Raw genomic sequence first — 26,030 nt, 5'->3', positions numbered from 1 at the left:
GCGGTAGCAGTCTTAGTACGGTTGCGAATAGGCGTTGGAGCCATCAATTTGGAACAGCTTTTGGCATTTTGTCCACTGCCATCCTAGTTCCGAAATGTGATTGACGAGCTCTTGGACCTGGGCGTCGGTTACGACTTCGACGCTTTCGTAGCGGCAACGTGGCCAATCGTCTAGTTCCATGTCAGGTACCAGACCGGGCCAGACTTTGGTGCCGCGGCTAGAAATCAGGATCAGTTTGAACGGACCGTGTTCTTTTGGTAAATCGGGAATCTCTGGGTTTCTAATGAAAATATCAACCCCGTGGAGTGTCATCATCAGCGCTTATCTCCGTTCGACATTATTTAGATGCCGATGCGGAATTATGTGTGCTTTTTCTTTGTTAAGTCAAACAGGAAATACGATATGCAAAGGAGTGCGCCCATGTATTTAGTGGTTTCAATCATTTCAACGATTTGTGTTAGTTGTCGGGCAGTACCTCACACTCCTGCTACGGTCGCCAGTACGTCTCCAAAGCTCAATCCAGTACAAGCCAAGATTATTAAGGGAGCCCGGCAACAAGTGTTAGAAGCCGCTGACTACACCCAGGATTACTACTCACTCTCCTACCCAGGTGGTGATCCTCCTCGCAACAAGGGTGCGTGCACTGATGTGGTGATCCGCGCGCTGAGAGAAGCGGGATATGACCTACAGAAGCTGATTCATGAGGATATGAAGAAGCACTTCTCGGAATATCCCAGAAGAGGCGAGACTGTCGACGCAAACATTGACCACAGGCGCTGTCCGAACCAGATGCACTTTTTCAAAAAGTTTGGTAAGAGCCTTACCACGAAGGTGGATAAGCAGAGCCTCGCCAGTTGGCAGCCGGGCGATATTGTTTATTGGAAGATAGGAGGTCGATTGGACCACACTGGAGTCGTTTCAGACCGGTTCAATGCAAATGGAGAGCCGCTTGTGTTTCATAACATCAGCAAATGCACGGAGCAAGATGCGCTCACGGCGTGGCCGATTGTCGCTCACTTCCGCTACCCAAAAGCAAAGACATCTCGTAGATCGTCCTAGTACCAGGTAGGGTAAACGATCAACATGGTAATCCAAACACACGAGTACGCGGTTTCAGTCAATTGGACAGGGGGACGGGATGGCACTGGAGATATCACGATTCCCGCGAGCAAAACGCATTTTGACCTTGCGGTCCCGACAGAGTTCGGTGGTCCTGGCGGAGCAACGAATCCAGAGGAGCTCCTGACGAGCGCTATCACAGGCTGCTACAGCATCACTTTTGGGATCGTGGCGACCTCTCGTCGGTTGCCGGTTACGGCCATCAAGGTAGAGTCTGTGGGCGAAGTTGAGCAGAATGGCGTGAGCTTTACTTATAAGAAGATCACCGTTCGACCAACCATCACTGTTGCTGCCGATGCACCTGATGAGGTTGTCGCTTCGACACGAGAATTTGCCCTCAAAGCCGACCACTACTGCATTGTGACCAACGCGGTTCGCGACAAGGTTGAAGTCGTGATTGAGCCCAACGTTATTCGAGCCTAAAGAAGATTAATATTCTCGTAGTGAGGACTTCCAACCCCTCACTACGGGTAAAAAGGCGCAATGCGCACTAAGCTTGTCGTGGGCAACTGGAAGATGAACCTTATCCAGGCGGAAGCCCTTGCTACCGTCGAAGCGTTCATCAAGCTCGTCGACTCTAAAACGAGCGTCGACGTTGGTATCTGCCCACCCTATTTGAGTATTTCGAAGCTACGTAGCGTCCTGAAGGACACCCACATTGCTCTTGGTGCCCAGGATGTTTTTTGGAAAGACAGTGGCGCATTCACTGGAAGAGTTAGTGCTTCTATGCTGAGCGATGTGGGAGTTACCATGTGCATCGTGGGCCACAGTGAGACCCGAGGGAAGTTCGGGAAGCTGGAAGTTCCCGAGAGCACCGTGGGCTTTTTTGCAGAAAGTGACGAGACCGTCAATCTCAAGATCAAGGCCTTGCTACTCCACTCGATAACTCCCATCTTGTGTGTGGGAGAGACGCTGGAAGAACGGGAAGCTGGCAAGACGGATGAGGTCATCCGAACCCAACTTGCAGGGGCCCTGGCGGGTATTGATGGCGTTGAGTTTGTGAATGGCGTGATTGCTTACGAACCTGTTTGGGCGATTGGAACAGGGAAGACCTGTGACTCGGCAGAAGCTTCTCGAGTTTGTGGCATGATCCGCGCGGCTATCGCCGAGTTGTTGGATGCCGAAAGCGCAGACAAGATCCGAATCCTATATGGAGGCAGTGTGAAGGGTAGTAATGCTCATGAGCTTTTCGCACAGCCGGACATTGATGGAGGTCTGGTCGGCGGAGCTTCTTTGGACCCGGCTGACTTCAGCCGAATTGTTCTCAGCGCGAAGTAAGTGTTCAGGGTCCCTCTATGTTGGAGGGACCCTTTTTTGTTCAGTTTAGTGGCGTGTGATGCTGCCGCTTACGGCTTGAAGAGGAAGGCCAGGGCCTTCGACTTCGAGGCTCAGGCTATTGCCACCTTCGCTGTCGAAGTACCGGATGTCGATGGGATACGCTCCTGCCTTGAGCTTAATACGTCCCATTTTCTTCTGCGCAGCATGAAGTCCTTCGTTGTCCACAACCAGGGCGTCCGCTAAGAATAGACGGCTACCGTCGTCGCTGCTCAGGGTGAATGTGTACACACCGTCCTGCGGGATCATGAGATAGCCCTTGAAGTTCAGTGCGAAGGTTTCGGGCCGTTGCTTCATCGAGATGTTGATGTCGCTTACGATGGAAGTTGCCGTCGGTGTGAGCTGATCGAAATCAGGGATCTTCTTGACTGCAACCTGATAGTAGTTGCAGACCAATCCAGGTTGGAGACCTTCTACTGACTTAGGCGTGTACTTGGATGCTCCGACGTAGGTGATGTCTCCATGGGTGCCGTTGGCTCGGAAGTATGAGGCGGCGATGATGCAACTCTTCTCAACTTTGATGGGGCCCCGGTATGCCGGAGACTTGCTTGTGGGTGCCGTGCCATCTGTGGTGTAGCGGAGGGTGAGACCCTGCATGGTCGGAGTATCCAATGTCACTTCTGCCTGGTCCGTGAACAAGACGGCGCTGAATCCGGCTGTTGGCATGGGCATCTTGTAGGAGACGTTTAGGTAGTCCAGGCGAGCGTAGTCTGCTTTGAGGCGGTTATGGAAGTCGGTCAGATCTCGTACGTCCGCGGGGCACCATGTTGCTTCGGCCATGGCGATGGCTCTGGGGTAGGCCATTCGCTCGACGTCGGTTTCTTGGGGTAGCCACTCGGTCCAGACATTGCCTTGAGCACCTAGAATGAGGTTCTCGGAGTTCTTCACTTCGGCGGGGACTGGGTTGTAGAGGTAGACCTTGTCTGTGCTGATGTTGTCGTAGGGGTAGTCAAAATAGGCGTGAGAGGTTGGGCTCATGACGGCGTGTTTGCCTTGCTTTACCGCCTCAATTCCGCCTGCCTCTCCGCGCCAAGACATGACCGTTGCGTTGGGTGCGAGTCCGCCTTCGAGGATCTCGTCCCAGCCGATTAGCTGGCGGCCTTTGCTGTTCAGATACTTTTCGATGCGGCGGATGAAGTAGCTCTGGAGCTCGTTTACGTCTTTGAGGCCCTCTGATTTGATTCGCTCGGCACACTTAGGACAGACCTTCCAGTCGGTCTTATCCACTTCGTCTCCGCCAATATGGATGTACTTGGAAGGGAAGAGGCTCATGGTCTCGTCCAATACGTTTTCTAGGAACTTGAATGCTTCCTCGTTACCAGGACAGTAGTTGCTGGAGATGATGGGTGTTACGCCGTCTGGCTTTACGCACCCGATGTTTGGATAGCAGGCGATTGCCGGGAGGTTGTGCCCGGGCATCTCGATCTCTGGGACGACTGTTACGTGCCGCTTGCTGGCGTAAGCTACGATGTCTCGAATCTCAGACTGGGTGTAGAAACCGCCGTAGACTGGCCCGGTCGGGTTCTTGGGGAAGGTGATGTTGCCGTAATCCCAGTGGCCCTTCAGCGGACTGCTTCGCCATGCACCCTGGGAGGTGAGGAGCGGATACTTTTTGCTCTCCATTCTCCAGCCGCCATCATCCAGTAGGTGCCAGTGGAAGATGTTCATCTTGTGCATCGACAGCAGATCGATGTACCGCTTGATGAATGAGGGCGCGTAGAAGTGCCGAGACACGTCTAGGTGCATGCCTCGCCAACCGAATCTTGGCTTGTCTTGGATCTCAACACTTGGAGCTGCCCATTTGATGTTTGCTTTGCTGCCTTTGGCAAAGACCTGTGCGGGTAGCAGTTGGGCGATCGACTGGGTTGCGTAGAACAGTCCTGCTGTTTTGAAGGCTACGGCCTGTATTCCGGAAGAAGTTACCTTCAGGCGGTAGCCTTCTGCTCCTAACTCCGTTGCTGTGGGGTCAATTTCGTAGCGGATGCTTGCAGCGTGTGGCTTACTCTGCGTGCGGAGCTTTAGCCCTGTCCCTTGCTTTAAAAAGTCTGCGAGCGTTTGCGCTTCCGATTTAGCAGAAGGGTTGAACGTGATGCGAGTTTGCGAGTTGATGACGAAGGCGCCCTTTCCGACTTTGAGGGAAAGAGGCTTCGGGAGGATATCAACTCTTTGAGCTTGTGCGCCTGCGCCCACTGAGGAGAAGGCAGCAACTGCGATGCGTATCCAGTGTTTTTTCATTTTAAGCGTGTAAGTGGAAGTGGTTAACCGCGAAGACTACCTAAATAACGGTCGAATTAGAACATGTGGGCGGCGTTTTGAACCTGGGGACCGTCTTGAAACACGTTCATGGTTTCTAAGACAGTCAGCTCTAGCCTCACCACAATGTCGGTAATCATGCTCCCTGGTGATGCTAACTTCCTTGGAAAGGTTTTTGGCGGCCGACTATTGTCGCTCATCGACCTTTGCGCTTACACGACGGCGGCTCGCTATTCTGGGGAGGCGTGTGTTACGGCGAGTTTCGATCGTGTCGATTTTCTGGAGCCTATCGAAGTGGGCGAAGTAGTGACCCTTCATGGGCGAGTGTCTTACGTGGGGCGTACGAGCGTTGAGGTGACTATCCAGGTGGATGCAGAAAACATCCTTAAGGGGACCAAGCGTCATACCAATACGGCACGCGTCACGATGGTTGCTATCCGCGACAACAAGTCTGTGCCTGTGCCGAAGTTAATCTGTGAAACCCGTGAGGACAAGATTAGCTTCCTAAGCGGAAGATTGCGGCGAGAACTCCGGATCCAGTATCGCGAGGAACGAGAGAAAATCGAACGTCAATTTGAGCAAGCTACCGATGAGGAACTTGATCGATTGATGACTTCGGAGTCGCTAAGTTAGCTTACAATGAGCTATGTCCGATAACGTTTCCCGAAAGCCCATTGCTGGAAAGGTCGTGATTGGAATCTTGCTTTTGATGGTTGCCGGATCACTGCTGGGTGCTCGTCGTTACAAGCAGATTGTTGCTGCGCAGACTTCAAACTACAAGGTTTCACATATTCCTCCACGCGGATGGGTGCCTGAACCTCATGGCACTTTGACCCTGTTTCTGTACCGAGATAAGGCTACGAACATTCTGTTGCGTGGGGCGCACAATCAGATATATGATGACGCCAACCCCAGCCCAGAGCTAGATACCAACAACATCGCGAAGTTCTATATTGATCGGACTCACGACAATATGAAGGACTGGACCGCGGAATTCGTAGGAAACAAGAAAGGGAAGGATTGCGAGTTTGCAATTATCAGAAGAGAATGTAAGGACAAGACGGTGGTTTGCGCTTTCTCTGTGAAAGGGAATACGACGCTTATTGTCAGCCTTTCGGGGAACGACAAAGAGAAGGCTCTGATCGACAAAAAGCTTCCGGTGTTCTACGAATTCCTTTCCCAAGTGTCGCTCAACTTGCAGAAGCCGCGGGTGGATCTGTGATCTTATTAAGAGAATAAGATTCCGGTGACTCTTGCAAAAAAAACAGGGCTTGATGGATCAAGCCCTGTTCCAATTTTAAAGAGTGACTTCTTAGCTCTTGAGGGCTTCTGCGCCGCCGACGACTTCGAGAATCTCGGTGGTGATCGCAGCTTGTCGCTCTCGGTTGGCTTTCAACGTCAGGTTGTAGATCATCTTGCCTGCATTGTCCGTTGCCGAGGTCATTGCGCTCATTCTTGCACCGAACTCGCTTGCTGTGCTTTCTAGCATGGCCTGCCAGAGCAGTGTGCGGAAGTAGCGGGGAAGCAGAGTTTTCAGCAGTTGGGCTGGATCTGGTTCGAACGAGTAGGTAACGCCGTGCGTAGCTGTGTCGCTCTGAGTCACAGGAGGTTCGATTGGGAGCAACTGAACGACCTGAGGAACCTGGCGGATTGCTGAGAAGAACTTGGAGTAGCAAACGAAGATGGCATCGACTTCGCCCGACTCGAACATCTGTCGAGCTTCGCGGGTGATCTTGTTTGCGTCTTCCAGTCGAGCGCCGGCCGCAGGAGCGGAGATTGCTTCGACTACCTTGAAGCCGCGCTTTGCGAAGAATTGGTTGCCCTTCTTACCTACGGAGTAGAGTACGACTTCGAACGGTGAGTTCTTGATGAAGTCGCTGGTCTTTCGGATAAGCGAGGTGTTGAATGCACCGGCTAGGCCACGGTCAGAAGTGATGAGGATCACGCAGGCTTTGCGGATCTCTCGCTTCTCCATGAGCGGGTGCGATGGAAGTTCGCCAGCAGCAGCAAGGCTTTCCATGAGGTCCTTCAGCTTGTCCGAGTAGGGTCGTGCTTCCAACACTCGGTCTGTGGCCTTCTTGAGACGTGCCGCTGAGACCAGTTTCAGAGCTTTTGTGATCTGCTGGATATTTTTAGCGGCGCGGATGCGCTGTCGAATCTGTTTTAAAGTTGCCATGCGTTGAGGTCTTTTAGATCTGCAGGTCGCGTATTCAAATCGAATTGAGGTGTCTTCACCCTAGAGTGAAGACACCGGGAGTTTGGAATCAGTCCTTGAAGGTGGCAGCGAACTCGCTGACGGCCTTCTTGAGGGTTCCTTCGACGTCCTTGCCAACGGCCTTGGTTGTGCGAATGGATTCGACTACGTCTGGATACTTCTCTTTCACAAACTTGAGAAGACCCGACTCGAACGCCTTGACCTGATCGTTTCGAAGTTCGTCGAGAACACCAAGGCTTCCCGAGAAGATCGAGATGACCTGGTCCACAACATCCATCGGGCTAGCAAGGTCTTGCTTCAGGAGCTCGGTAAGGCGTTGGCCTCGTATGAGCTGCATCTGCGTTGCCTTATCAAGGTCGGAAGCGAACTGGCTGAAAGCGGCAACGTCGCGGTACTGCGCCATTTCCAACTTCAACTTACCAGCAACGCCCTTCATGGCCTTGATCTGAGCGTTACCACCTACACGGCTAACCGAGATACCAACGTTAATTGCAGGTCGAACACCGGCAAAGAAGAGGTCTGGCTCAAGGTAGATCTGACCGTCGGTAATCGAAATTACGTTGGTCGGAATGTAAGCAGAAACGTCGCCTGACTGAGTTTCGATGATTGGGAGAGCTGTCAAAGAACCGCCGCCCTTTTCATCGGAGAGCTTCGCAGCTCGCTCTAGCAAGCGGGAGTGCAGGTAGAAAACGTCTCCAGGATATGCTTCTCGTCCTGGTGGGCGTCGCAGAAGCAAAGAGAGCGCTCGGTAAGCCTGAGCGTGCTTGGAGAGGTCATCGTAGATAACCAGAGCGTGCATGCCGCGGTCGCGGAAGTACTCGCCGATTGCAGCGCCAGCAAACGGTGCAAGGTATTGCATCGCGTTGGAGTCTGCAGCGGAAGCAACGACGATGGTGGTGTATTCCATCGCGCCGACTTCGGTGAGGGTCTGTACAACACGAGCCACGTTAGCCATTTTCTGGCCGCAAGCTACATAGATACAGTAAACAGGCTCATTGCCGGACTCGTGAGTCGATTTCTGGTTGATGATCGTGTCGATACAGATGGAAGTCTTTCCAGTCTGTCGGTCACCAATAACGAGTTCGCGCTGACCCTTTCCGATGGGGATCATGGCGTCGATTGCCTTGATACCTGTCTGGAGAGGTTGTGTAACAGGCTGTCGATCTACAACGCCAGGAGCAATCGTCTCAAGACGTTGGAACGCCTCGCCGTTGATTGGACCCTTGTTGTCGATTGGCTGTCCAAGGGAGTTTACAACGCGACCGAGAAGAGACTTACCGACTGGAATTTCGATAATTCGTCCGGTCTGTCGAACGGCGTCGCCTTCCTTGATCTTCGTATCGTCGCCGATCAAAACAGCGCCGATAGTTTCTTCTTCAAGGTTGAGGGCTAGGCCCATCACGTCGTTAGGGAACTCGAGGAGTTCTCCCATTTGACAGTCAGGAAGTCCGTACACGCGAGCGATGCCGTCGCCCACCTGCAGAACGCTCCCAACATGTTCGGTGTCGACTTTCTTCTCGAATTTCTCGAGTTCTTGTCTTAGGATGTCGGTAATTTCTTCGGGTCTGATGCTGGCCATTTAGGTCTTCTCTTGAGGTGGGTTTAAACCTGCTTTAGTAAATCGTGGCGGAGTTGTTCGCGCAACTTCGAAAGGGTGCCCTTCACGGAGCCGTCGAGAACGTTGCTTTCATAAGCAACCTTGACACCACCGATGAGGCTTGGTTCGACGCTGTAAGATGATTCAACCGTCTTGCCGAACTGCTGTTCTAGTTTTGCAGTGAGGGCAGTCTTCTCGGCGGGCAGAAGCTCAACGGCGGAAGTGACGGCTACGAACATCGTTCCCGAGTGAGCGCGTCGTAGTTCAGAATACGCGTCCTTTACGGAATCGATGTCGGTCTCTCTGCCTTTTCGAAGCATCACTCGGAGGAACTGCATGGTGAGTGCAGTCACACGATCAGAGAAGAGCTTCTCTGCAATCGTGACTTTCTCTTCGTGGCTCGTGTAAGGAGCGAGCAAGAAGCGCCGAAACTCAGCGTCGTTCTCAATAAGAGAGCTGATCGCGATAAGATCGTCTTCAACACTCTTGATCACGTCGTATTTCACGGCCGTGTCGAAGAGCGCCTGAGCGTATCGCATTCCTACTCGTTGATCTTGCATTTTTAGTGAGCAACCTCGACGGTATTGATGAATTCGGCGATGAGGCGGCGATTTCGATCGTTGTCCATGTTCTCGTTGATCACCTTCTCCGCTGCGCTCAGGGTCACGTCTACAACGTGAGTTCGGAGCTCAACAATCAGGCGATCTCGCTCGACAGCGATCTCTTGCATAGCTTTCTGAACCAACGCATCGGCCTTGCTGGAAGCTTCCGACATGAGGATAGCCTTGAGTTGCTGGGCTTCCTTGATCTGGTTCTGAATCTGCTCGCGAGCATTCGCTTCGGTTTCAGCCAATCGCTTCTCGTACTCAACCTTCATGGTCGCCATCTCTTGTCGGAGACTCTCGGCTTCCTCAAAGGTGTCTTCGAGATCGTTTGAGCGCGTGCTGATTGCGTCGGAAAGAGGCTTAAAGAAGAAAGAGTTGAGGACAGGGAACAGGATCAAGAACACACCGATCGTGGATACGGTCATTCCTGGATCGAGTGGTACTCCGCTTTCAGCAAGCTTCTTCAGTGCGTCGCTGTCGTGTGTTTGAACGGAGACGAAGTAGCCTCCAATCATCAAAACGGCTCCGATGACTATGCCGATAACTGTGCTGCCTGTTGACGACTTTTGCGTAGTTGACATGCTAAAGAAAATCTTTCTAGTTGGGTGATGTTTGGGCCGTGTTGGCCCAAACATCAAGTTGGTCGATGACTGCCTTACTTAGGAAGGCCAGGCAGTACGACGAAGACGGTCAGAAGGAATACAAGCTCAACGAACGCGAGAGCGATAAGCATAGCTGTCTGCAACTTACCGATAGCCTCTGGCTGTCGTGACATACCCTGAAGGGCGGAGTAGCCGATAAGTCCGAGTCCAAGTGCTACGCCGAGAGCTGCGATTCCAATTCCAAGTCCTGTAGTATTCATTCTGTTTTGATTCTCCGATTATTTTCGTGTTTGTTTGCAGATGTAAATTGTTTAGTGAGCCAGCGCCGCATGGCCGCCTTCTACTTCGTCGTGTCCGTGGTCATCGTCGTGATGTGTGACGAGTGAGATGTAGACGCAAGAGAGAAGCGTGAAGATGAGGGCCTGAACGATGCAGGTCAGAATCTTGATGGGGAGCAGGAACGATCCATAAGGAACGTAGATGGGTCTTCCGAGCTCGTTCATTGCCTTAACTGCTTCGTGACCACCGTGGATGTTTCCGAATAGTCGCAGGCTGAGGGAGACGTTCTTCATGACTTCCGAGATGAGTTCGATCACGAAGATCATTCCGGAGATGACTACCAACAGGCCGCCAAGCTTTGGACCGGAGAAGTGCTTCCAGTGACCAAAGACCCCGTTTGAACGCATGCCCTCATATTGGACGTATCCAATAGAGATGAGTGCCATTCCGAGGTTAAAGCTAAGCATCGCTGTAGGAGCGGTTGGGAAGAACAGTGCGACTACGTTGGAGATGAAGATGACGAGCCAGAAGGTCAACATCATTGGGATGTATTTGCGACCGTGGCTGCCAATGATTCCGACGCACATGTTCTCGATGAACAGATAAAGCTGTTCTGCCCACTTAGCAGGGGAATTTGAGAAAACTCTCGTGTTGATACCCTTCTTTGCAGAGGCCATCAAGCCGAAGATGATAGCAAGCACCAAAGCGGTGTACACCATCATGCCGATCCAAGTCGGGTTCTCGTGTTCGCCTGCTTCAGCGATGAGGGACGTGCCAAGTTGTAGTAAGTTGCCCATACACTAATCTGTGAGTCAGCTATCGAGAGATGCCCACCTGACGACACAAAAGTGTACCAGAACAAGACCGGCCAAGAAGCAATTGATTGCGCCCGGAAGCGTTCGTGCGTATAACCCTAACGCAATGAACACAGGCAGTTTTACGAGGAAACCTAGTACGGTAAGCGATGAACCCAGTTTAGGCATCGGATTTTCGTTTGCCACGCTGCCAATTAATCTGACAAGAAGCCAGAGTGCGTAGAAGTTCAAGCAGCTTCCGACCAGCCCCAAGCTCATACCGATCAGGCCATTGGTGCCCTTGACCGCAAATGATACGATCAGCCCTACCAAGGCGCAAACACCATACACGGCAAGGTCTATTTGGCGTGCTCTCTTCATTTAAGAGTTATTCGTACGGTTCATGATGATGACCGCGCCTGCGATACCTGTTACAGAACCGACCAGGATACAGATTGGCTTGACATGAGGGAGATGGGCGTAGGTTTCAAGAACCCAGCCTAAGCCGGCGCCGAACAGTGGCATTCCGATGATGGTGTAGGCAATCGACATACCAATGCCTAATCCCTTAGCATCTTGAGCGTCTGATTTAAGCGTTCGTGTCTTTTGGACCTCTTTGTGCTTCCGTTCTGAATGAACTCTGTCGGCTTTTTGTTCCAGAGCCTTCAGCTTCTGCTCAAATTCTGCATCGACCTCATGAACCTTCTGACTCACGTTTAGCTCCTCGGATTTCTTGTGGAGTTCTGCCAATTTCTGGTCAATCGGGTCGATTTCCGCGAGAGTTTCTTCGCCGAGCGCTTTCATTAGCTCTTGGATATCGTCATCAAGTTTAGGGTTTTGTGTTGGCAGGTTTGCGCGCTCCACAGCCTTGGCAAGACGCTGCTTGATCTCCTCGTCCGACGGGAGGTTTGAGGCTAAAGGGTCATTTTCTGCCATGCACATAGGGTACCACCGGTCACCAGCAAGCTAAAATGAACAGAACTAGTGGACATATGAGCACGTCTAGCCTGTTTTCAGAGATTCAATACTTAAAGGGAGTCGGTCCGCGCTCCGCGACCGGCTTCATTAAGGCGGGCATTCGCACGGCTGGCGACCTGCTCACGTACCTTCCACGGCGATACGACGACCGCCGCAACCTTCCGAGAATTGCTGATGTTCAGCCTGGTCAGTGGGTTACTGTTCGTGGTCGAGTTCGACATATAGAGGTTTGGCCCTCGCGCGGTGGCATGGTCATCATCAAGGCGATTCTCCATGACGGCTCTGGCTCGCTTGCGCTTATGTGGTTCAACCAACCTTGGATCCGTAAGCAGCTTGAGGAGTACGAAGGCGAGATCATTGCCTATGGCCAGGTCAAAGAGGGAAGCTACCACCTAGAAATTTCTGCGCCCGAGTGGGAGACGATTGGCGAGGATGGGGACCCAGAGGATTTTGCTCGGATCGTTCCTGTATATCCGCTTACTGAGGGTCTTCAGCAAAAGACGGTTCGTAAGGCTGTTCGGTCTGCGCTTGCAACCTGTCTGCCTGATGTCGTTGACCCATTGCCAACCACGCTCCTGAGACATCAGAAACTGGCTGACCTCAAGTGGAGCCTGCAGCAGATCCATATGCCAGACGACGAGGCTAATCGGGTGCGTGCTCGCAACCGACTTGTGTTTGAAGAGTTCTTTTATATGCAACTGGGTCTTGCCATGAGAAGAGCGGAGACTCATCAAGAGATCGGTATTGCGTTCCCGATCGATGATCTTCTCAGCGGAAAATTGGCCTCCCAACCAACTGTTGCGCCCAAAGAACAGAAGTCGAAGAAGAGTCCTGCGGCGCTGGAAAAAGCAAAGTCACAAATGAGGGCAGCCGAGGAAGGGCTCAATGGAAGGACAGTGAAGCCGGCTCTGCAAGTGGCAGATATGACGCCGGGCAGTCTCTTTGAAGAAGAGGGGCGTCTGCTGCGAGATGGGGTTCCTTTGTGGGATCAGATTCACCAGATGCTTCCGTTCGAGCTCACGAACGCCCAAAAGCGAGTTATTCAGGAGATCTGGTCCGACATGAAGAGACCTCACCCGATGAACCGGCTGGTTCAGGGGGATGTCGGGTCAGGAAAGACGGCAGTTGCTGCGTGTAGTCTGCTTGCGGCTGTTCGAAGCGGTTATCAGGTGGCCATGATGGCTCCCACTGAGATTCTTGCGGAGCAGCATGCCAACGGACTTCGCAAACTCCTCGGGCCGCTTGGGATTGAAGTCGCGTTTTTGGCTGGGAAGCTGTCTGCGAAGGAGAAACGCAAGGCTTATGAGCGTGTCTCTACAGGTGCTGCGCATGTTGCTGTTGGAACTCACGCGTTGATCCAAGAAGGCGTACACTTTGCGCGACTTGGCATGGTCATCGTCGACGAGCAGCACCGGTTTGGTGTGTTGCAGCGAAAAGCGTTGCGAGACAAGGGGTTGGGGAATCCGGATGTGTTAGTCATGACCGCGACCCCTATTCCACGAACGCTCACGATGACGTTGTATGGTGACCTTGAGCTATCGGTGATTGACGAGCTGCCTCCCGGTAGAAAACCGATCCGAACGCATTGGAAGCGCAGCATGGAGCGTGCGAGTATTTACGAAGGGGTTCGGAAGCTGTTGCAGGAGGGGCGACAGGCTTACTTTGTGTGTCCGATGGTCTCGGAAAGTGAGAAGATGCTCACTCAGGCGGCTGAGGAGCTTCACTACAGGCTCAGCACTGGGGTGTTCCAGGAGTTTCGCATTGGACTTCTTCATGGGCAGATGCCGGCTATTCAGAAAGAAGAAGTGATGGAGCAGTTCCGGCGGCACGAGCTGGACATTCTTGTGAGCACAACCGTCATCGAAGTAGGAGTGGACGTTCCGAACGCTAGCATGATGGTGATTGAAGACGCCAACCGTTTCGGTCTCTCCCAGCTCCATCAGCTTCGGGGGCGAGTTGGGCGTGGTGAACATCAGAGCTTTTGTGTTCTAGTCGCCGACGCCAAAACCGATGACGCGCGGGCTCGCATGGAGATCATGAGGGACACCACCGATGGCTTCAAAATTTCGGAAGAAGATCTGAGATTGAGGGGGCCCGGGGTGATGGCTGGGACGCAGCAATCGGGTAATGCTGACTTCAAGATAGCTGACCTTGTGAGAGACGGTCGGATGCTGGAAGTTGCGCGCCAGGCTGCGCTTGAAACCATTGAGCGGGATCCTCAGCTTGCTGGTCCTGAATGGAAATTGGTTTTGGCGAAGGTTCGAGAGCAGAGAAGTGATCTTGCGGTCATCTCAGTCTCGTAAACTACTCGTCAATGATTCCTTCAATTACTCCCGCCGAATTACGATCTGAACTTGACAGTGGGGTCGAGCTTAAGCTGCTCGATGTTAGAGAAAGCGACGAACTCGAAATCAGTAAGCTCGACGGTATTACGCACATCCCCCTTGGGTCTCTTCCTGAGCGGTTTAGTGAACTTGATCAGGATGCCAATTGGGTCATCATTTGCCGATCTGGTGGCCGCAGCGGACAGGCGACGCAGTTCTTGCTTGGTAACGGCTTCAGCCAAGTTCGAAATATGGTTACTGGAATGAACGGCTACGCCACTACGGTGGACCCTAGTCTGCCAACTTACTGATCCTCTACATCCTAAGAAGTGATATCGTATGGAGCTATGAGGTTCGGATTCAATGGATTGTGGGCTGCCATGGTGCTGGTGGCTGTCTCGTGCCCCAGCTTCGGGCAGAAGGTGCCGCAGATGAGCCTAAGCAAGAACGATGTGATTTGGAACAGTCCTTCTGAGGATGCCGCCGGATCGATGCCCATTGGCAATGGCGAGGTAGTTCTCAACGTGTGGGTCGAGGCCTCTACTGGAGATCTCTTGTTCTACATTGCGAGGACCGATGCGCTCTCGGAGATCAGTCGGTATTTGAAGTTGGGTCAGGTTCGGGTTCATCTGGAGAACTCACCGTTAAAAGGAGCCGCCAACTTTCGGCAGCACCTTCACCTACAAGACGGTTATATCGAGGTGACCGGGGGCGACACGACTCTCAAGTTGTTTGTGGACTCGGATTCTCACGTGGTGCACGTTCAGGGTGAGAGCAAGAAGGCTGGCAAAGTGTCGGCTACGGTTGTTAGCTGGCGCAATGAGCCTAGAACGCTGCCCAAAGATGAACAGGCTTCGGCTTGGACGGCCTCTTATGCTCCAGTAGACCTTGTGGAGTCGGCGGATGTGTTTCTCAAAGACGCTAAGCCGAGTGTGACTTGGTATCACCGAAATGAGACTTCGATTGTTCCGACCCTTTGGCAGAATCAGTCGCTGACCGGACTTGCGGGTGCCTTCGATCCTTTGATACATCGAACATTTGGTGGGCGATTGGAAGGTGACGGATTTGTAGCCGATGGAGAGAGGGGCATTGTTACCAGTCGTGCCGTGAAGTCTTTCAGTCTGCGGGTTGCCACGGAGACGTTTGTTGGCTCAGTTGGGGAATGGACTTCTGCTCTCGATAAAGTGATGAGTTCCTCGCCGAGCAAGGCTGCTGCGGCGCGGACTAAGTCTTGGTGGAATAGCTTCTGGGAGAGATCGTGGGTGTTTGCCGACGAGAGCAAGGCTGAGATTCCTGTTCCAAAGAACGCTCATCCTTTAAGGCTCGGTGTCGATTCCGGTGGAGGGAGCCAGTTTAAAGGGTCTAGCGGAGTCCGTGCGATTTTTGGTCGTGCGCTACAGGCAGCCGAGGTTTTGGCGATTGCAAGCGAGGCGAAGGATTTTGTCCCAGCAAATGCTCTTCAATCGTGGCCAGGTTCGGATGAACCCAATCCGAACGCTGCCGATAAAGATATCGATTTGAGCAAGGGGCTGACTCTGAGTGCCTGGATCAAGCCGACCCAGGAGAACGCGGGGCGAATTTTTGATAAAGTCACGGCTGGGGTGGATGATGGGTTCCTATTTGATAACTACCCGGCCAATGGGCTTCGTTTTATCTGCGGTCCGGTGAGCCTGCGGGCAGATCACGTGTTGAAGATTGGCGAGTGGCAGTACGTCACGGCCGTGTTTAATTCGGGTGATGGATCCGCAGCGATCTACGTGAACGGACGGGTGGTGGGCAAAAAGAGCTCCCAGTCCGGACAGAGCATTACCCAAGGTTATGTGTTGCAGCGGTATGTGCAGGCTTGCCAGGGAAGAGGGTATTCGCCGATCAAGTTCAACGGCGGATTCTACACCGTTGAACCGAAAGCCATGGGGCGCAACTCGAATGCCGATTTTCGGAATTGGGGCGACTCTCATTGGTATCAGAACGTGCGTCACATGTATCACCCCATGTTGCAGCAGGGCGACTTCGAGATGATGGAGCCGTTCTTTAAGATGTACGAGTCGTGCCGCCAGTTGGCAGAGTCTCGCACGGCGCTTTATCACGGAGCTAAGGGTGCGTATTTCCCCGAGACGATGAGCATCTTTGGCACCTATGCGGGGAACGACTATGGGTGGGACCGCAAAGGGCATCAGCCGAATGAAGTGATGAGTCCTTGGTGGCGTTATGCGTGGAACCAGGGGCCAGAGTTCGTTTCGTTGATGCTGGATCGTTGGGACTACACCCGTGATGAGAAGTTTTTGAAGGAGCGGGTGCTGCCGATGGCCGAGTCTGTGCTTCAGTATTTCGACACGCGGTTCAAGAAGGACGCACAGGGGAAGATCGTTTTGGATCCGACTCAGGTGGTGGAGACTTATTGGAAGGATGTGGTCAATGATATGCCCTCCACTGCTGGGCTGATCTACGTCACTCAGCGTCTCAATGCCCTTCCTCAGAATCTTTTGAGCGCCACGCAGCGAGAGTTCTTCAAGAAGATGGGGGCAGCGTGTCCCGACCTACCTTTGGAGACGGTTTCAGGTGCGGTGAAGCTAGCACCAGCGCAAAAGTACAACCCCGAGGTATCCAATGTCGAGAATGGCGAGCTGTACGGAGTTTGGCCGTTTGAGTTGGTATCGGTGGCGCATCCGAAGTATCTGGAGGAAGCGAAGCGTGCTTATGCGGCTCGGAAGAACCATCTTGATGTTGGATGGGGCTATGACGGGAACGTTGCGGCTCTGTTGGGAATGACGGATGAGGCAGCGCGCATTTTACGAGTTAAGTGTTCCAACTCGCATCCCGCCTATCGGTGGCCTGCTACTTGGGGGCCGAACTTTGACTGGCTTCCTGATCAGAATCATGGTGGGAACCTTTTGAATACGGCGAACCTCATGTTGCTGCAGGCGGAACCCATTGAGGCTGGGGGAGCCATTCGGTTGTTTCCAGCATGGCCTAAGAGTTGGGGAGTTGACTTCAAATTGCGTGCTCCAGGAAATACCACTGTTCACTGCATTGCTAGGTCGGGTGTGATCCTGCGAGTGGAGGTTGTTCCAGCGTCACGCGAGAAGGATATTGTCTGGCCTGCTGGTTGGGAACATCCAAAGTAGAAATCATCTATGCCGGTGCGTAGTTGTGGTGCGTCATCTCTATGACGTGCTGGAGATGGCTCGATTCTGGTTGAATGAGTTGAACCATCGATGAAAGAAGCGCGCCGGATGGACAATGATACGAAGCATCTTTGCAACAAGGTTGGTCAGCGGCATGTCTGCGTCTGATACCGACCTTGTTGCGGAGTTAGCTGCACGTGCGAAATCCGGCAGTCGTGAGGCTTTTTCTGAGTTGGTGTTGCGGTTCCGGAATGTTGTGTTCGGATATTCGCTGGCTCGCTTTCGGAATCGTGAACTTGCCGAGGAGGCGACTCAGGAGTCGTTTGTGAAGGCGTTTCTGTCGTTGTCGCAACTGAAGAATGTGAACCGATTTGAGCCTTGGCTCATGGAGATCGTGAGGAACAAATGCCACGATCTGGAGCGGCGCAAGAAGGTGCGGGCGACTGAGCCGATCCATGAAGGCTCTGCTTTAATCAGCTCTCACGAAGACGCTGTGATTGATCGTCTGGAGAGTGAACAACTTCAACGGGTGATCCAGCTTCTGCCTGAGCACAACCGGATTCCTCTCTTGATGTACTACGAATCGGGTTTGAGTCGACCCGAGATTGCCAGTGCGCTTGGTGTTTCGTTTACGACGGTTGCGGGGCGGCTCGCGCAGGCGCTGACGATCTTGAGGCGCGAATTGAATCCGGGAGGAGATCCCCAATGAGCTTGCTTTGTGGTTGGGTGCAAGGGCAGATCTCGCGTGGAGTTGAGTCTGGGTTTGTCCAGGGACATGTGCGCGGTTGTCGTAACTGTGCTGCTTTTGCGGAGTCTCTTGCACAGCTTGACCATGATCTAAGGGCAAGCTTTGTGAGCTTGCCGCGGACTGAGGTGGGTCCTGAGCAGATCTTTGCTCGTGTGGATCAGGAGATGGCTCGGCCGATAGCAGGTCGTACCATGCGTTGGCAGCCGGTTGCTGCTGGGTTTGTGGTGCTCGTAGCGAGTGGATTGGCGATCAAGTTTATGCAAGGAAAGCCACGGGAAGTCGCTGGAAGTTCCATTTTCGTGACTAGGACAAATGAGCCCAAGCACGATTCAAGCACGCTGGTATTGCCCTCCAAAAACGCAGTTGAAGCGAAGTCCAAAGTGGTGGGGGATCTCGCATATTGCAGTCAACAAGACTATCGAGATTACATCAGCCGAACGAAGTTCTTGCTGGATGTCAGTTTGGAGAACGATCCTGGCAAAGGAGGATATATCCAGATTCCTCCGGCACTGACGGCGAGCAGCGATGGAAGCCTGCCCGCGGACCCTGCTGAGAGGAGGAAGGAGCTTGCTGTGGTAGATCCGCGGCTCGGTACACGGCTCACGCTCTCGGAAAAGAGGATTACCTTCCAGCAGTTATGCCTTTTGCTCACGAGAAAGACCGGCGTGAGGTTTGATGCTGAACAGCCTGTGGCCGATTCTAAGCTGACTCTGTACTGCACGCGCCGCCCTTTGCGCGATTTGATGCGGCAGATCAATCAAGTGTTTGGATTCGCTTGGGAGCGAACCGGTGAGCCGGGGGCTTGGAAGTATGAGTTAAAGCATCCGGTACAGCTTCAAATTTATGAGGCTGCTCTTCGGGATACGAACTTCAAGCAGGTGGCTCTCGGGTTAGAGAAAGAACTCAGAACATATCAGGAGTTTCTTGCTTTGGATCCACTGGCGGCACGTGAGCGAGCTTTACTCGCAAGTGGAGCAAATCGGATCCGCTTAAAGGTATTGGGTGGGCCTGCGTGGGGAGCGATTCGGCTTTACCCAAGGTTGGACGTGGAGGATCGGCAGCTTTTGTGGGAAGGGAAGAAGATCTATTTAAGGCCCAGCCATGAAGAGGGATTCCCGGATGATTTCCGCAAGCCGATCTTGAACTCGCTTGATAGCGGTTCGAAAGACGACGGGGTGGTGGTTGGGTTTCAGCTTCAGTACGACGCTGCTGCGAATCGATATGTGCTGTTGGGTGGTGCTGGGGTTACTCGGAATGGGGTGACCTTTGCGGAGCGCTATCAGGCAATAGCGAGCGCCCCGGCAAGCAAGAAGACCAGCACCAAGTTGGATGCGAGTCTGAAGGGTCGAACGAGCGCCGATGTTCTGGAGTCGATCCACAAGTCTACGGGCAAGGATGTGCTTGGGGACTACTACACCCGTGTTTTTGAACCGACCAAGGTGAGCAAGCAGGAATCGGACGGTTGGCTCGTTTTTAGATCGACGGACTATTTTAATCTCAATGCCCAAGAGCCTCGGGATGAGTTGCTGAGCAAGTGGGCTAAGAAGAGAGCGAAAAACCGAGCCCTCGAACTCGACGACCTAACAGAAATGGCTCGTTTGCCAGATGAGCAGTTGAACAGTCGGTCCGTTGGTTCTGCCGTGCCGACTTTGTATGGACTTCCCGAATGGAAGTACATGGCAACTGGAGACACGCGTTTTGTGTGGCGCCTAGTGGACGAGCTGAGTACGGGACAAAGGAGCTTGCTTGTTCGAGAATCGGGGGTCGCTTTTGGACAGATGAGTGGGGAAGGGCAGCGGTTGTTCGTTAGGCTTGCAGTGGGCTACGATGCGGACGTTGACTTGCTCGCTTGGAGGAACGCGTCGATCCGACTGGTGGTGTCTTCTGGAGCGTACCGGCCCAATGATCGGTTCAAGTTCATCATTGTCTACCCTCGCAGCGGGGGGCTTATGGAGACCCGAATCCTCGGCGATGTTCGTTAACTTGATGTCGAGTGGCTAATCTGGGCTGAGGCTGCAGCGGGAGTGTCTTGGCCAAGCCAGAACTCTAGTTCTTTTAGTCTTTGGCCCTTGAGATAGGTGGCTTGCCAGCTATCGTTATCGGCTAATCCATGCCATACGTTTGGGTTCTGGCGGTTGTTCTCCACATAGCTGTTCCATCGATAGGTTTGGAAGATCGCAACGATGTTTACTGCGTAGGCGGCTGCGAGGGCATTGTTGCCTTCTATGATCACCATGTTGTCATCGTTTTCGTGTGAGGCTTTGGGGCCGAGATTGTGGGAACCCGTGATCACGACCGGCTTGGCCCCGAACGGATCGATAACGATCACTTTGCTGTGGATGTTCACCATACTGGCACCCAGCAGTTCCTTCTCCCAGTCGTGGAATTGGGTCTTTACGTTATGTGGCACGAGCACATCGTGCCCAAGTTGCTCTGGAGGCTCGATACCGTTTCGATAGAGGGTTACTGGGCTTGGGCTTGGATTGCTGGGGTCTACGGCTGTTGACGGAGATCCACCCACTGTCGTCAGTTGAGGAATATTTTGGTTGACTACGCCGCAGAAGAAAAGGTCTGGATTGAAGATGTCTGGGTTGTTCTGGTTGTGGCGCTCAAGGATGTTTTGAAGCAGCGTCCATTGTTGAGGTTCTTCTTGGAACTTCCCGGGATTGAAGAATAGGAATAAGATTCCTTCTTGAGCAGCATTGATATGTTTTCGCGCGTCTTCGAGGTCTTGGTATTTGGAAGTACAGGCGAACCAAGGAGTGACAGTGCTGTTTCCGACTGTGATCGACTCGGTTGTAGAGTTTCCGTCGATCAATTCGGGTGTGTAGCCACTTCCAGCCGCTTTGAGTCGTTGCCAAGCAGCGAGGTAATTGGCCGCAACGGCTTGGTCGTGGATGACGAGGCCATTGTTTGCCTGAGTGCATAGCCCACTGACGGTCCAGTTCGTGCTGCCAGTGAGGACGGTTTCGGGTTGGTCGTTTTCGTCACAGAACACGACGAACTTGTTATGTCCAAAATGGCTGCCTTTTACGAGTCGGTCGATGACATCGATCTTCGTGTTGGCTTTAAGTTGCGCCCGAACGTCGGCGTTTTCATCGATGGAAGGTGGATTGAATGCTCCGCTTGCGAGAATGAGATGACAATGATCCCCGAGCGAGGTTAGTGCATCGATCAGCTCCTTGTCATCGAGTTCGTAAAGGGCGGCGTAAACTTTGCCGCCTTTATCCTTAGTTGCTGACAGCAGCTCTAGAATCTTGGGGCGCAGAAGTCCACTGAGTGCCTCCCTTAGAGAATTCCCTGGCACGGAAACAAGGTTGCTGATCTTTGTTCCGGCGGGAGCCATGGAAAGTGCTTTAGAAACCCATTGCGCTGCGACCACTCCTTTATTGAAGTAAGCCTCCATGTTGTCACCGCATTGTCCGGTTACGTTCAGGTCCGCCGTCGGAGTGCTGGCATTTGTAAGGTCGAGACTCAAAGAAGACGACGTACCTACCACCGGAATCACGGTGTATTTCACGACATCCCCGATCTGGACCCCGTAGTCCCACCACATGAATCGTTGCACGGGGAACTTCCAGGGGTTTTGGAGATCGAGCTTGTCGCCATCGGAGAAGCCTACGAAGCCATGAAGGTAGTCGGATTGAGATTTGCCGTCTCTGATGCGGTCACGTTTGACGGTGAAGCCACGACAGTTGGGAATAGGTGTTAGGTCTGACGGTAGCCATACAATGCACGTGTGATCGCCGTTGTCGTAAACCTTGACTTGAATGCTCATCTCGATAACCTCTCCAAAAAATAAGTTTCAGTGAGGTTCGAGCGTAACACTTGGCCTTTTTAGAGGCAAGTACTTTTAAGGGTGGTTGTGCTGGATGGCACTTGTACACCATGTGCCAGGCACAAAAAAGCCGCCAAGCAGTGGTGCTTGGCGGCCTTGGTTTGTTCGGTTACTTAAGCGGACTGTCCAACTGCGAGGTAGACGAACTCGACAACCTTAGAGCCCTTGGCCTCTTCGGCTAGGTACTGGGCTACGCTCTTGCTTGCATCGGCGTAGAATGGCTGCTCGAGCAGGGCTGCCTGCTTGATGAACTCTTTGTTCACGCGGCCCTGAGCGATGTTCCGGGCGATCTTCTCGTCCTTTCCTTCGTTGATGGCGCGCTGGGTTTCGATTTCGATCTCAGCGTCTAGCTTCTCCTGGGACAGATCTTCCTTTCGGAGAACCTGTGGAGGGAATGCCACGGCCTGAATCGCAACCTTTCGCACGGCTTCGGTAGCTTCGCCTTCTACAACTACAGCGGCACCCTTGGTTCGATCGTGGTGTACGTAGGAGAGAACGGTGTTGTCTCCTGCGAACCGGATGTGCCGAGTAACTTTGATATTCTCTCGGATCTTTGCCACGGCGCCGTCAGTGATTTCCTTGATAGCTGCATCTGGGTAGGTCGCGTTGTCGCGAACGATTTCTGCGATCAGCTGTGCAATCGCGACGAAGTCGTCGTTTCGAGCCACGAAGTCGGTTTCGCACTCAACAACGACTCCACCGACGGTTTTGTTGTCGGCGGACGCTGCGAACGCTACCACGCCTGCGGCTGTGGTTCGGTCGCTTCGCTTGGCTGCAGCTGCTTTACCCTTCTCGCGAAGAAGTGCCTTTGCCTTATCGAAGTCGCCACCGGCTTCATCGAGGGCTGCTTTGCACTCCATCATAGGAGCGTCTGTATCTTCTCGTAGCTTTTTAACGTCTGCTGCGGTGTAATTCGCCATTAATTACTTTCCTCTGTATCTGCGCCGAAGGCTCGAAGCAGTTCCGCATCGATTGGCGCTGTGTAATCCAGAGCTGCATCAATCTCGGAGAGGTCTGTGTTCTCGCTGATTGTGCCCTCTGTTAGAGCGTCACTCAGTGGTCGTGCTTCTAGAATGACGTCGCTCACCTTCTGGGTAACGAGTCGGATCGCTCGGATCGCATCGTCGTTTCCAGGGATGACTACGTCAGCCAAGTCGGGGTCGCAGTTAGTATCTACGATAGCGACGATGGGAATGCCCAACTTCTTCGCTTCCTTAACAGCAATCGACTCTTTGTTGAGGTCGACGATGAACATGATGGTTGGCATCGCAGACATGTTGCGGATACCACCCAAGAATCGCTGCAGTTCGTCTCGCTCTTCGCGTCGCTTGAGGGCTTCTTTCTTTGGCAGTCGGTCTAGGTAGCCGTCTGCGTCCATTCGGTCGAGTTCCTTAAGTCGGTTGACGCGTCCCTGAATGGTTTTCCAGTTGGTAAGCGTTCCACCGAGCCATCGCTCGCAAACGAAGTACTGACCGCTTCGCTCAGCAGCTTCTTTGATCGCTGCCTGAGCCTGCTTCTTGGTACCGACGAACAGAACCGTACCGCCATCTTCGACGACCTGCTTCACGTAGTTGAGCGCGTCTTCGAACAGCTTAATGGTCTGATGCAGATCGATGATGTAGATACCGTTGCGCGCGCCATAGATGTAGCGCTTCATCTTCGGGTTCCATCGTCGTGTCTGGTGTCCAAAGTGGACGCCGGACTCCAGAAGCTCTTTCATGCTGAGTTGAGCCATATATTCCTCCAGGTTTATCCTCCGGATCGGCTGAATTTCATGCCGTAACCTAGATCAGACATGCTGAAATAGGACCTGTCGGCACGACCGAGTCCGTGTGTGATAGGGAGGGAGTATACCCATTGAGTTCAAATCGGTGCCAGGGGAGGCTCTGGAGACCAAACGCAATGCCATACGGGTCTGAGCATACGGGATGAAGGTCCTATGATCTGAAATCCCGCTTCTTGGGGATTTGGCTTCCGAGAATTCAATTGAAGGTGGTTTCTAGCATTACGAGCTGCTAAGAAGCCACTTTCTCAAAGATTGGTTCTTGGAGAAAAATAATGGCAATCGGCGGTTCACTATCGATCGCGTCAACGGATGCGACCTCGTCCGCGGGACAGACTCGGCAGGCGCAATTCAAGCAGCGCAAACAGGACTTTGACGACCTGAAGAGCGCACTAGACAGTGGAGATCTCAAGGCAGCTCAGGCAGCCTATGCAAAGGTGCAGGCAGATGCTCCTAAAGACAAGAAGGCTCCTCAGGGTGGCAACGGACAGCAAGATCCGTTGAGTAGCATTGGCGCTGCTCTTAGCTCCGGAGATATAGCTGGAGCACAGAAGGCATTTGCTTCGATTCAGCAGCAGATGCAGGCACATCATGCTCACCATGGCGGTGGTCAGCAAGGGAACGATAACGACGGAGACGATCAGGCTAAAGCTATGGTTGCTTCGACAACTGGTACCGGCGTCAACGTAGACACAACAGCTTAACAGGCAACAGCATCCCCTCTCTTCCGAGCCCTGGCACTCAGCGGTGCCAGGGCGTTTTTCGTTTATGGCTCCGTGATTTTGAACTCGGCGGAGTCGGAGTTATTGAGCCAGGCTTTGAACGGGGAGGACTCGTGCTCTCGAAAGAGATCGTAGGGCCACTCTTCTTGATGGATGTATCGCAACACCTGATGGGGAACTGCAATTCGTTCTTCTTCGGCGAGCTCGGCAGGCCAGTTGAGCTGATAGAAGCCGCTGAGAGGATTGTTGATGCTCGCTGGAAGTAGGCTGAGGATCATATCGGATTGGGATATTTCCTCCTTTAAGTTGCTTAGCACTTGCGTGATTTCGTTGCCTTCTGTCGCCTGAATGCCTGCTGTCTTGAGCTGTTTGTGGGCGCAATTCTCGTCCAGGCAGATCACGACGATATGAGCGCCCTCAAGTGCTTCTGATTGGTCTAGGGTGGACCTTAGGTTGTGATTGGTCTTTTGGAGCAGAAAGCAGAGGCGTGCAAAACGATCGAATAGGTCGAGTCGCTCTTCATCGGCGTCCCAAAACCGGATTTCAAGAGGCCGTTCGCCAAAATAGGTGGCTAGGGATGCGATGATGGCGGGTGTGCAACGCACACTTCCGGCTCCCAATATCGTGAGTTGCGTTGCTTCCATGTTGCTAAGTGTAATGACGCAAGAAATTGGTCGGTATGATCGTGACATGTCGGCAAAGCTCAGAGTTGGATTTGCTTCGTTAGTTCACGACCATGTTTGGGGAGAGATGTCTCATTGGCTCAAACGAACGGATGTCGAGATTGTTGCTGCAGGTGAGGCTGATCCTCGCTTACGCCAAAAAGCTTTGGATATGGGTGTACCCAAGGTGTACGACTCATGGCAGGAGTTGATCGCGTCGGAGCAGCTCGACATTGTTCAGGCAGCCAGTGAGAACTCTCAATGTGCGGATATCACCGAGGCTGCTATGGGTAAGGGAGCCCACGTACTCAGCGAGAAGCCTATGGCCGCGACGTTGGAACAAGCCAACAGGATGGTTGCTGCTGCCGATAAGTCGGGCAAAGTTTTGATGATCAACTGGCCCAATGTGTGGGAGCCATCGTTCCAAGAGTGGGATAGACAGCTGATGTCGGGTGCCATTGGTCGAATTCTCCACTTGAAGCGCCGCAATGCACACAACGGTCCCAAAGAGATCGGCTGTGATCCAGCGTTTTGGGGATGGTTGTACGATGCGGAGAAGAACGGTGCAGGTGCCCTGATGGACTACTGCTGCTATGGAGCAGATATTGCAGCACGTTTTCTCGGCCTGCCAACCCGAGTTACGGGTATTCGGGGCATCTTGGCCAAGGACTACCCAGTGCCCGATGACAACGCGGTGATCCTCATGCAGTATCCACAGGCCATTGCCATGACCGAAGCAAGCTGGACTGAGATTGCCAAGACCACGGTCTCGTCGACAGTCGCTTATGGGACTGAGGGAGCTTGCTGGATACAGGATGGCAAAGTTCTTCTTCACCGGGTTGGCAAAGACATCGAGATGATTGAACCGGCGCCACTGAAGGAGCCGATGCGGAACGGCCCCGAATATTTTATGCACTGTATCTCTACCGGCGAGCCAGTCGAAGGATTTTGCAGCGCCAAAGTGAGTCGCGATGCTCAAGAGATTCTAGAAGCCGGTCTGCGTTCAGCGGATACTGGCGTTCATTTGACTTTGCCTCTATAATTGTGGCCC

Annotated in this window: 26 protein-coding genes; 12 read left to right on the top strand and 14 right to left on the bottom strand. The window is 53.0% G+C overall.

The window, feature by feature from the left end:
• Nucleotides 1–12: 12 nt before the first annotated feature.
• Nucleotides 13–315, bottom strand: coding sequence for an isocitrate dehydrogenase (locus ACZ51B_RS02590; RefSeq protein ID WP_464295674.1), 303 nt, complete (start codon nt 313–315; stop codon nt 13–15).
• A gap of 30 nt (nt 316–345) precedes the next feature.
• Between ACZ51B_RS02590 and ACZ51B_RS02585 the strand changes: the two genes are divergently transcribed.
• From ACZ51B_RS02585 to tpiA, 3 genes are read left to right on the top strand one after another with little or no spacing between them, the layout of a single operon-like run.
• The gene (locus ACZ51B_RS02585) at nt 346–1,059 is read left to right on the top strand and encodes a DUF1287 domain-containing protein (protein ID WP_464295673.1); all 714 of its coding nucleotides are present in this window, start codon (nt 346–348) and stop codon (nt 1,057–1,059) included.
• 24 nt (nt 1,060–1,083) lie between these two features.
• Nucleotides 1,084–1,542, top strand: a complete 459-nt coding sequence (locus tag ACZ51B_RS02580; RefSeq protein ID WP_464295672.1) for an OsmC family protein — start codon at nt 1,084–1,086, stop codon at nt 1,540–1,542.
• A 60-nt stretch (nt 1,543–1,602) separates the two neighbouring features.
• Nucleotides 1,603–2,397 (top strand): triose-phosphate isomerase, encoded by a 795-nt coding sequence (gene tpiA, locus ACZ51B_RS02575; protein ID WP_464295671.1) that lies wholly within the window; start codon nt 1,603–1,605, stop codon nt 2,395–2,397.
• Between the two features lie 45 nt (nt 2,398–2,442).
• Here the strand turns inward: tpiA and ACZ51B_RS02570 are convergent, their stop codons facing one another.
• Nucleotides 2,443–4,689 (bottom strand): family 20 glycosylhydrolase, encoded by a 2,247-nt coding sequence (locus tag ACZ51B_RS02570; protein ID WP_464295670.1) that lies wholly within the window; start codon nt 4,687–4,689, stop codon nt 2,443–2,445.
• Nucleotides 4,690–4,797: 108 nt separating this feature from the next.
• On the opposite strand from ACZ51B_RS02570, the gene ACZ51B_RS02565 reads away from it, so the two are divergent.
• Entirely contained in the window at nt 4,798–5,340 is a 543-nt protein-coding gene (locus ACZ51B_RS02565) for an acyl-CoA thioesterase (RefSeq protein WP_464295669.1), read from the top strand.
• A gap of 13 nt (nt 5,341–5,353) precedes the next feature.
• Nucleotides 5,354–5,929, top strand: coding sequence for a hypothetical protein (locus ACZ51B_RS02560; RefSeq protein ID WP_464295668.1), 576 nt, complete (start codon nt 5,354–5,356; stop codon nt 5,927–5,929).
• Between the two features lie 90 nt (nt 5,930–6,019).
• On the opposite strand, the gene atpG is transcribed toward ACZ51B_RS02560, so the two are convergent.
• From atpG to ACZ51B_RS02520, 8 genes are all read right to left on the bottom strand, one after another.
• Nucleotides 6,020–6,883 (bottom strand): ATP synthase F1 subunit gamma, encoded by an 864-nt coding sequence (gene atpG, locus ACZ51B_RS02555; RefSeq protein WP_464295667.1) that lies wholly within the window; start codon nt 6,881–6,883, stop codon nt 6,020–6,022.
• 88 nt (nt 6,884–6,971) lie between these two features.
• Entirely contained in the window at nt 6,972–8,501 is a 1,530-nt protein-coding gene (gene atpA / locus ACZ51B_RS02550; RefSeq protein ID WP_464295666.1) for a F0F1 ATP synthase subunit alpha, read from the bottom strand.
• A gap of 23 nt (nt 8,502–8,524) precedes the next feature.
• A complete protein-coding gene (gene atpH / locus ACZ51B_RS02545; protein ID WP_464295665.1) occupies nt 8,525–9,079 on the bottom strand; it encodes an ATP synthase F1 subunit delta in 555 nt (184 codons plus the stop codon).
• 2 nt (nt 9,080–9,081) lie between these two features.
• Entirely contained in the window at nt 9,082–9,705 is a 624-nt protein-coding gene (gene atpF / locus ACZ51B_RS02540; RefSeq protein ID WP_464295664.1) for a F0F1 ATP synthase subunit B, read from the bottom strand.
• Between the two features lie 74 nt (nt 9,706–9,779).
• Complete coding sequence (locus ACZ51B_RS02535) at nt 9,780–9,986, bottom strand: ATP synthase F0 subunit C (protein ID WP_464295663.1); 207 nt, start codon at nt 9,984–9,986, stop codon at nt 9,780–9,782.
• A gap of 51 nt (nt 9,987–10,037) precedes the next feature.
• Nucleotides 10,038–10,802: a F0F1 ATP synthase subunit A gene (locus ACZ51B_RS02530; RefSeq protein ID WP_464295662.1), complete on the bottom strand. Its 765-nt coding sequence runs from the start codon at nt 10,800–10,802 to the stop codon at nt 10,038–10,040.
• Between the two features lie 15 nt (nt 10,803–10,817).
• Nucleotides 10,818–11,180, bottom strand: a complete 363-nt coding sequence (locus ACZ51B_RS02525; protein WP_464295661.1) for a hypothetical protein — start codon at nt 11,178–11,180, stop codon at nt 10,818–10,820.
• Nucleotides 11,181–11,735, bottom strand: coding sequence for an AtpZ/AtpI family protein (locus ACZ51B_RS02520; RefSeq protein WP_464295660.1), 555 nt, complete (start codon nt 11,733–11,735; stop codon nt 11,181–11,183).
• A gap of 56 nt (nt 11,736–11,791) precedes the next feature.
• On the opposite strand from ACZ51B_RS02520, the gene ACZ51B_RS02515 reads away from it, so the two are divergent.
• The 5 genes from ACZ51B_RS02515 to ACZ51B_RS02495 all read left to right on the top strand — a co-directional run bounded on the left by ACZ51B_RS02515 (nt 11,792) and on the right by ACZ51B_RS02495 (nt 19,956).
• Entirely contained in the window at nt 11,792–14,080 is a 2,289-nt protein-coding gene (locus ACZ51B_RS02515; RefSeq protein ID WP_464295659.1) for an ATP-dependent DNA helicase RecG, read from the top strand.
• A gap of 11 nt (nt 14,081–14,091) precedes the next feature.
• The gene (locus ACZ51B_RS02510; RefSeq protein ID WP_464295658.1) at nt 14,092–14,412 is read left to right on the top strand and encodes a rhodanese-like domain-containing protein; all 321 of its coding nucleotides are present in this window, start codon (nt 14,092–14,094) and stop codon (nt 14,410–14,412) included.
• A gap of 36 nt (nt 14,413–14,448) precedes the next feature.
• Nucleotides 14,449–17,226, top strand: a complete 2,778-nt coding sequence (locus ACZ51B_RS02505) for a DUF5703 domain-containing protein (protein ID WP_464295657.1) — start codon at nt 14,449–14,451, stop codon at nt 17,224–17,226.
• Between the two features lie 154 nt (nt 17,227–17,380).
• Nucleotides 17,381–17,935, top strand: coding sequence for an RNA polymerase sigma factor (locus tag ACZ51B_RS02500; RefSeq protein ID WP_464295656.1), 555 nt, complete (start codon nt 17,381–17,383; stop codon nt 17,933–17,935).
• Nucleotides 17,932–19,956 carry an anti-sigma factor gene (locus ACZ51B_RS02495; protein ID WP_464295655.1) on the top strand — a complete coding sequence of 675 codons (2,025 nt, stop codon included), beginning with the start codon at nt 17,932–17,934 and terminating at the stop codon, nt 19,954–19,956. The genes ACZ51B_RS02500 and ACZ51B_RS02495 overlap by 4 nt, the downstream gene beginning before the upstream one ends.
• Here the strand turns inward: ACZ51B_RS02495 and ACZ51B_RS02490 are convergent.
• From ACZ51B_RS02490 to rpsB, 3 genes are all read right to left on the bottom strand, one after another.
• The gene (locus ACZ51B_RS02490; protein WP_464295654.1) at nt 19,953–21,752 is read right to left on the bottom strand and encodes a phospholipase D-like domain-containing protein; all 1,800 of its coding nucleotides are present in this window, start codon (nt 21,750–21,752) and stop codon (nt 19,953–19,955) included. The genes ACZ51B_RS02495 and ACZ51B_RS02490 overlap by 4 nt on opposite strands.
• Before the next feature lie 173 nt (nt 21,753–21,925).
• On the bottom strand, nt 21,926–22,732 hold the full coding sequence (tsf, locus tag ACZ51B_RS02485) for a translation elongation factor Ts (RefSeq protein WP_464295653.1): 807 nt from the start codon (nt 22,730–22,732) through the stop codon (nt 21,926–21,928).
• A complete protein-coding gene (rpsB, locus tag ACZ51B_RS02480; RefSeq protein ID WP_464295652.1) occupies nt 22,732–23,547 on the bottom strand; it encodes a 30S ribosomal protein S2 in 816 nt (271 codons plus the stop codon). The genes tsf and rpsB overlap by 1 nt, the downstream gene beginning before the upstream one ends.
• A 323-nt stretch (nt 23,548–23,870) precedes the next feature.
• Here rpsB and ACZ51B_RS02475 point away from each other — a divergent pair, with 323 nt between their 5' ends.
• The gene (locus ACZ51B_RS02475; protein WP_464295651.1) at nt 23,871–24,299 is read left to right on the top strand and encodes a hypothetical protein; all 429 of its coding nucleotides are present in this window, start codon (nt 23,871–23,873) and stop codon (nt 24,297–24,299) included.
• A 62-nt stretch (nt 24,300–24,361) separates the two neighbouring features.
• Here the strand turns inward: ACZ51B_RS02475 and ACZ51B_RS02470 are convergent, their stop codons facing one another.
• Nucleotides 24,362–24,961 (bottom strand): hypothetical protein, encoded by a 600-nt coding sequence (locus tag ACZ51B_RS02470; RefSeq protein WP_464295650.1) that lies wholly within the window; start codon nt 24,959–24,961, stop codon nt 24,362–24,364.
• Nucleotides 24,962–24,974: 13 nt separating this feature from the next.
• Between ACZ51B_RS02470 and ACZ51B_RS02465 the strand changes: the two genes are divergently transcribed.
• Complete coding sequence (locus ACZ51B_RS02465) at nt 24,975–26,021, top strand: Gfo/Idh/MocA family protein (protein WP_464295649.1); 1,047 nt, start codon at nt 24,975–24,977, stop codon at nt 26,019–26,021.
• Nucleotides 26,022–26,030: the final 9 nt, after the last annotated feature.

The sequence above is a fragment of the Fimbriimonas sp. LA-C6 genome (assembly GCF_055398105.1).
Note: the sequence above shows the minus strand (reverse complement) of the source record. Positions and strands in the feature narration are given on the sequence as shown.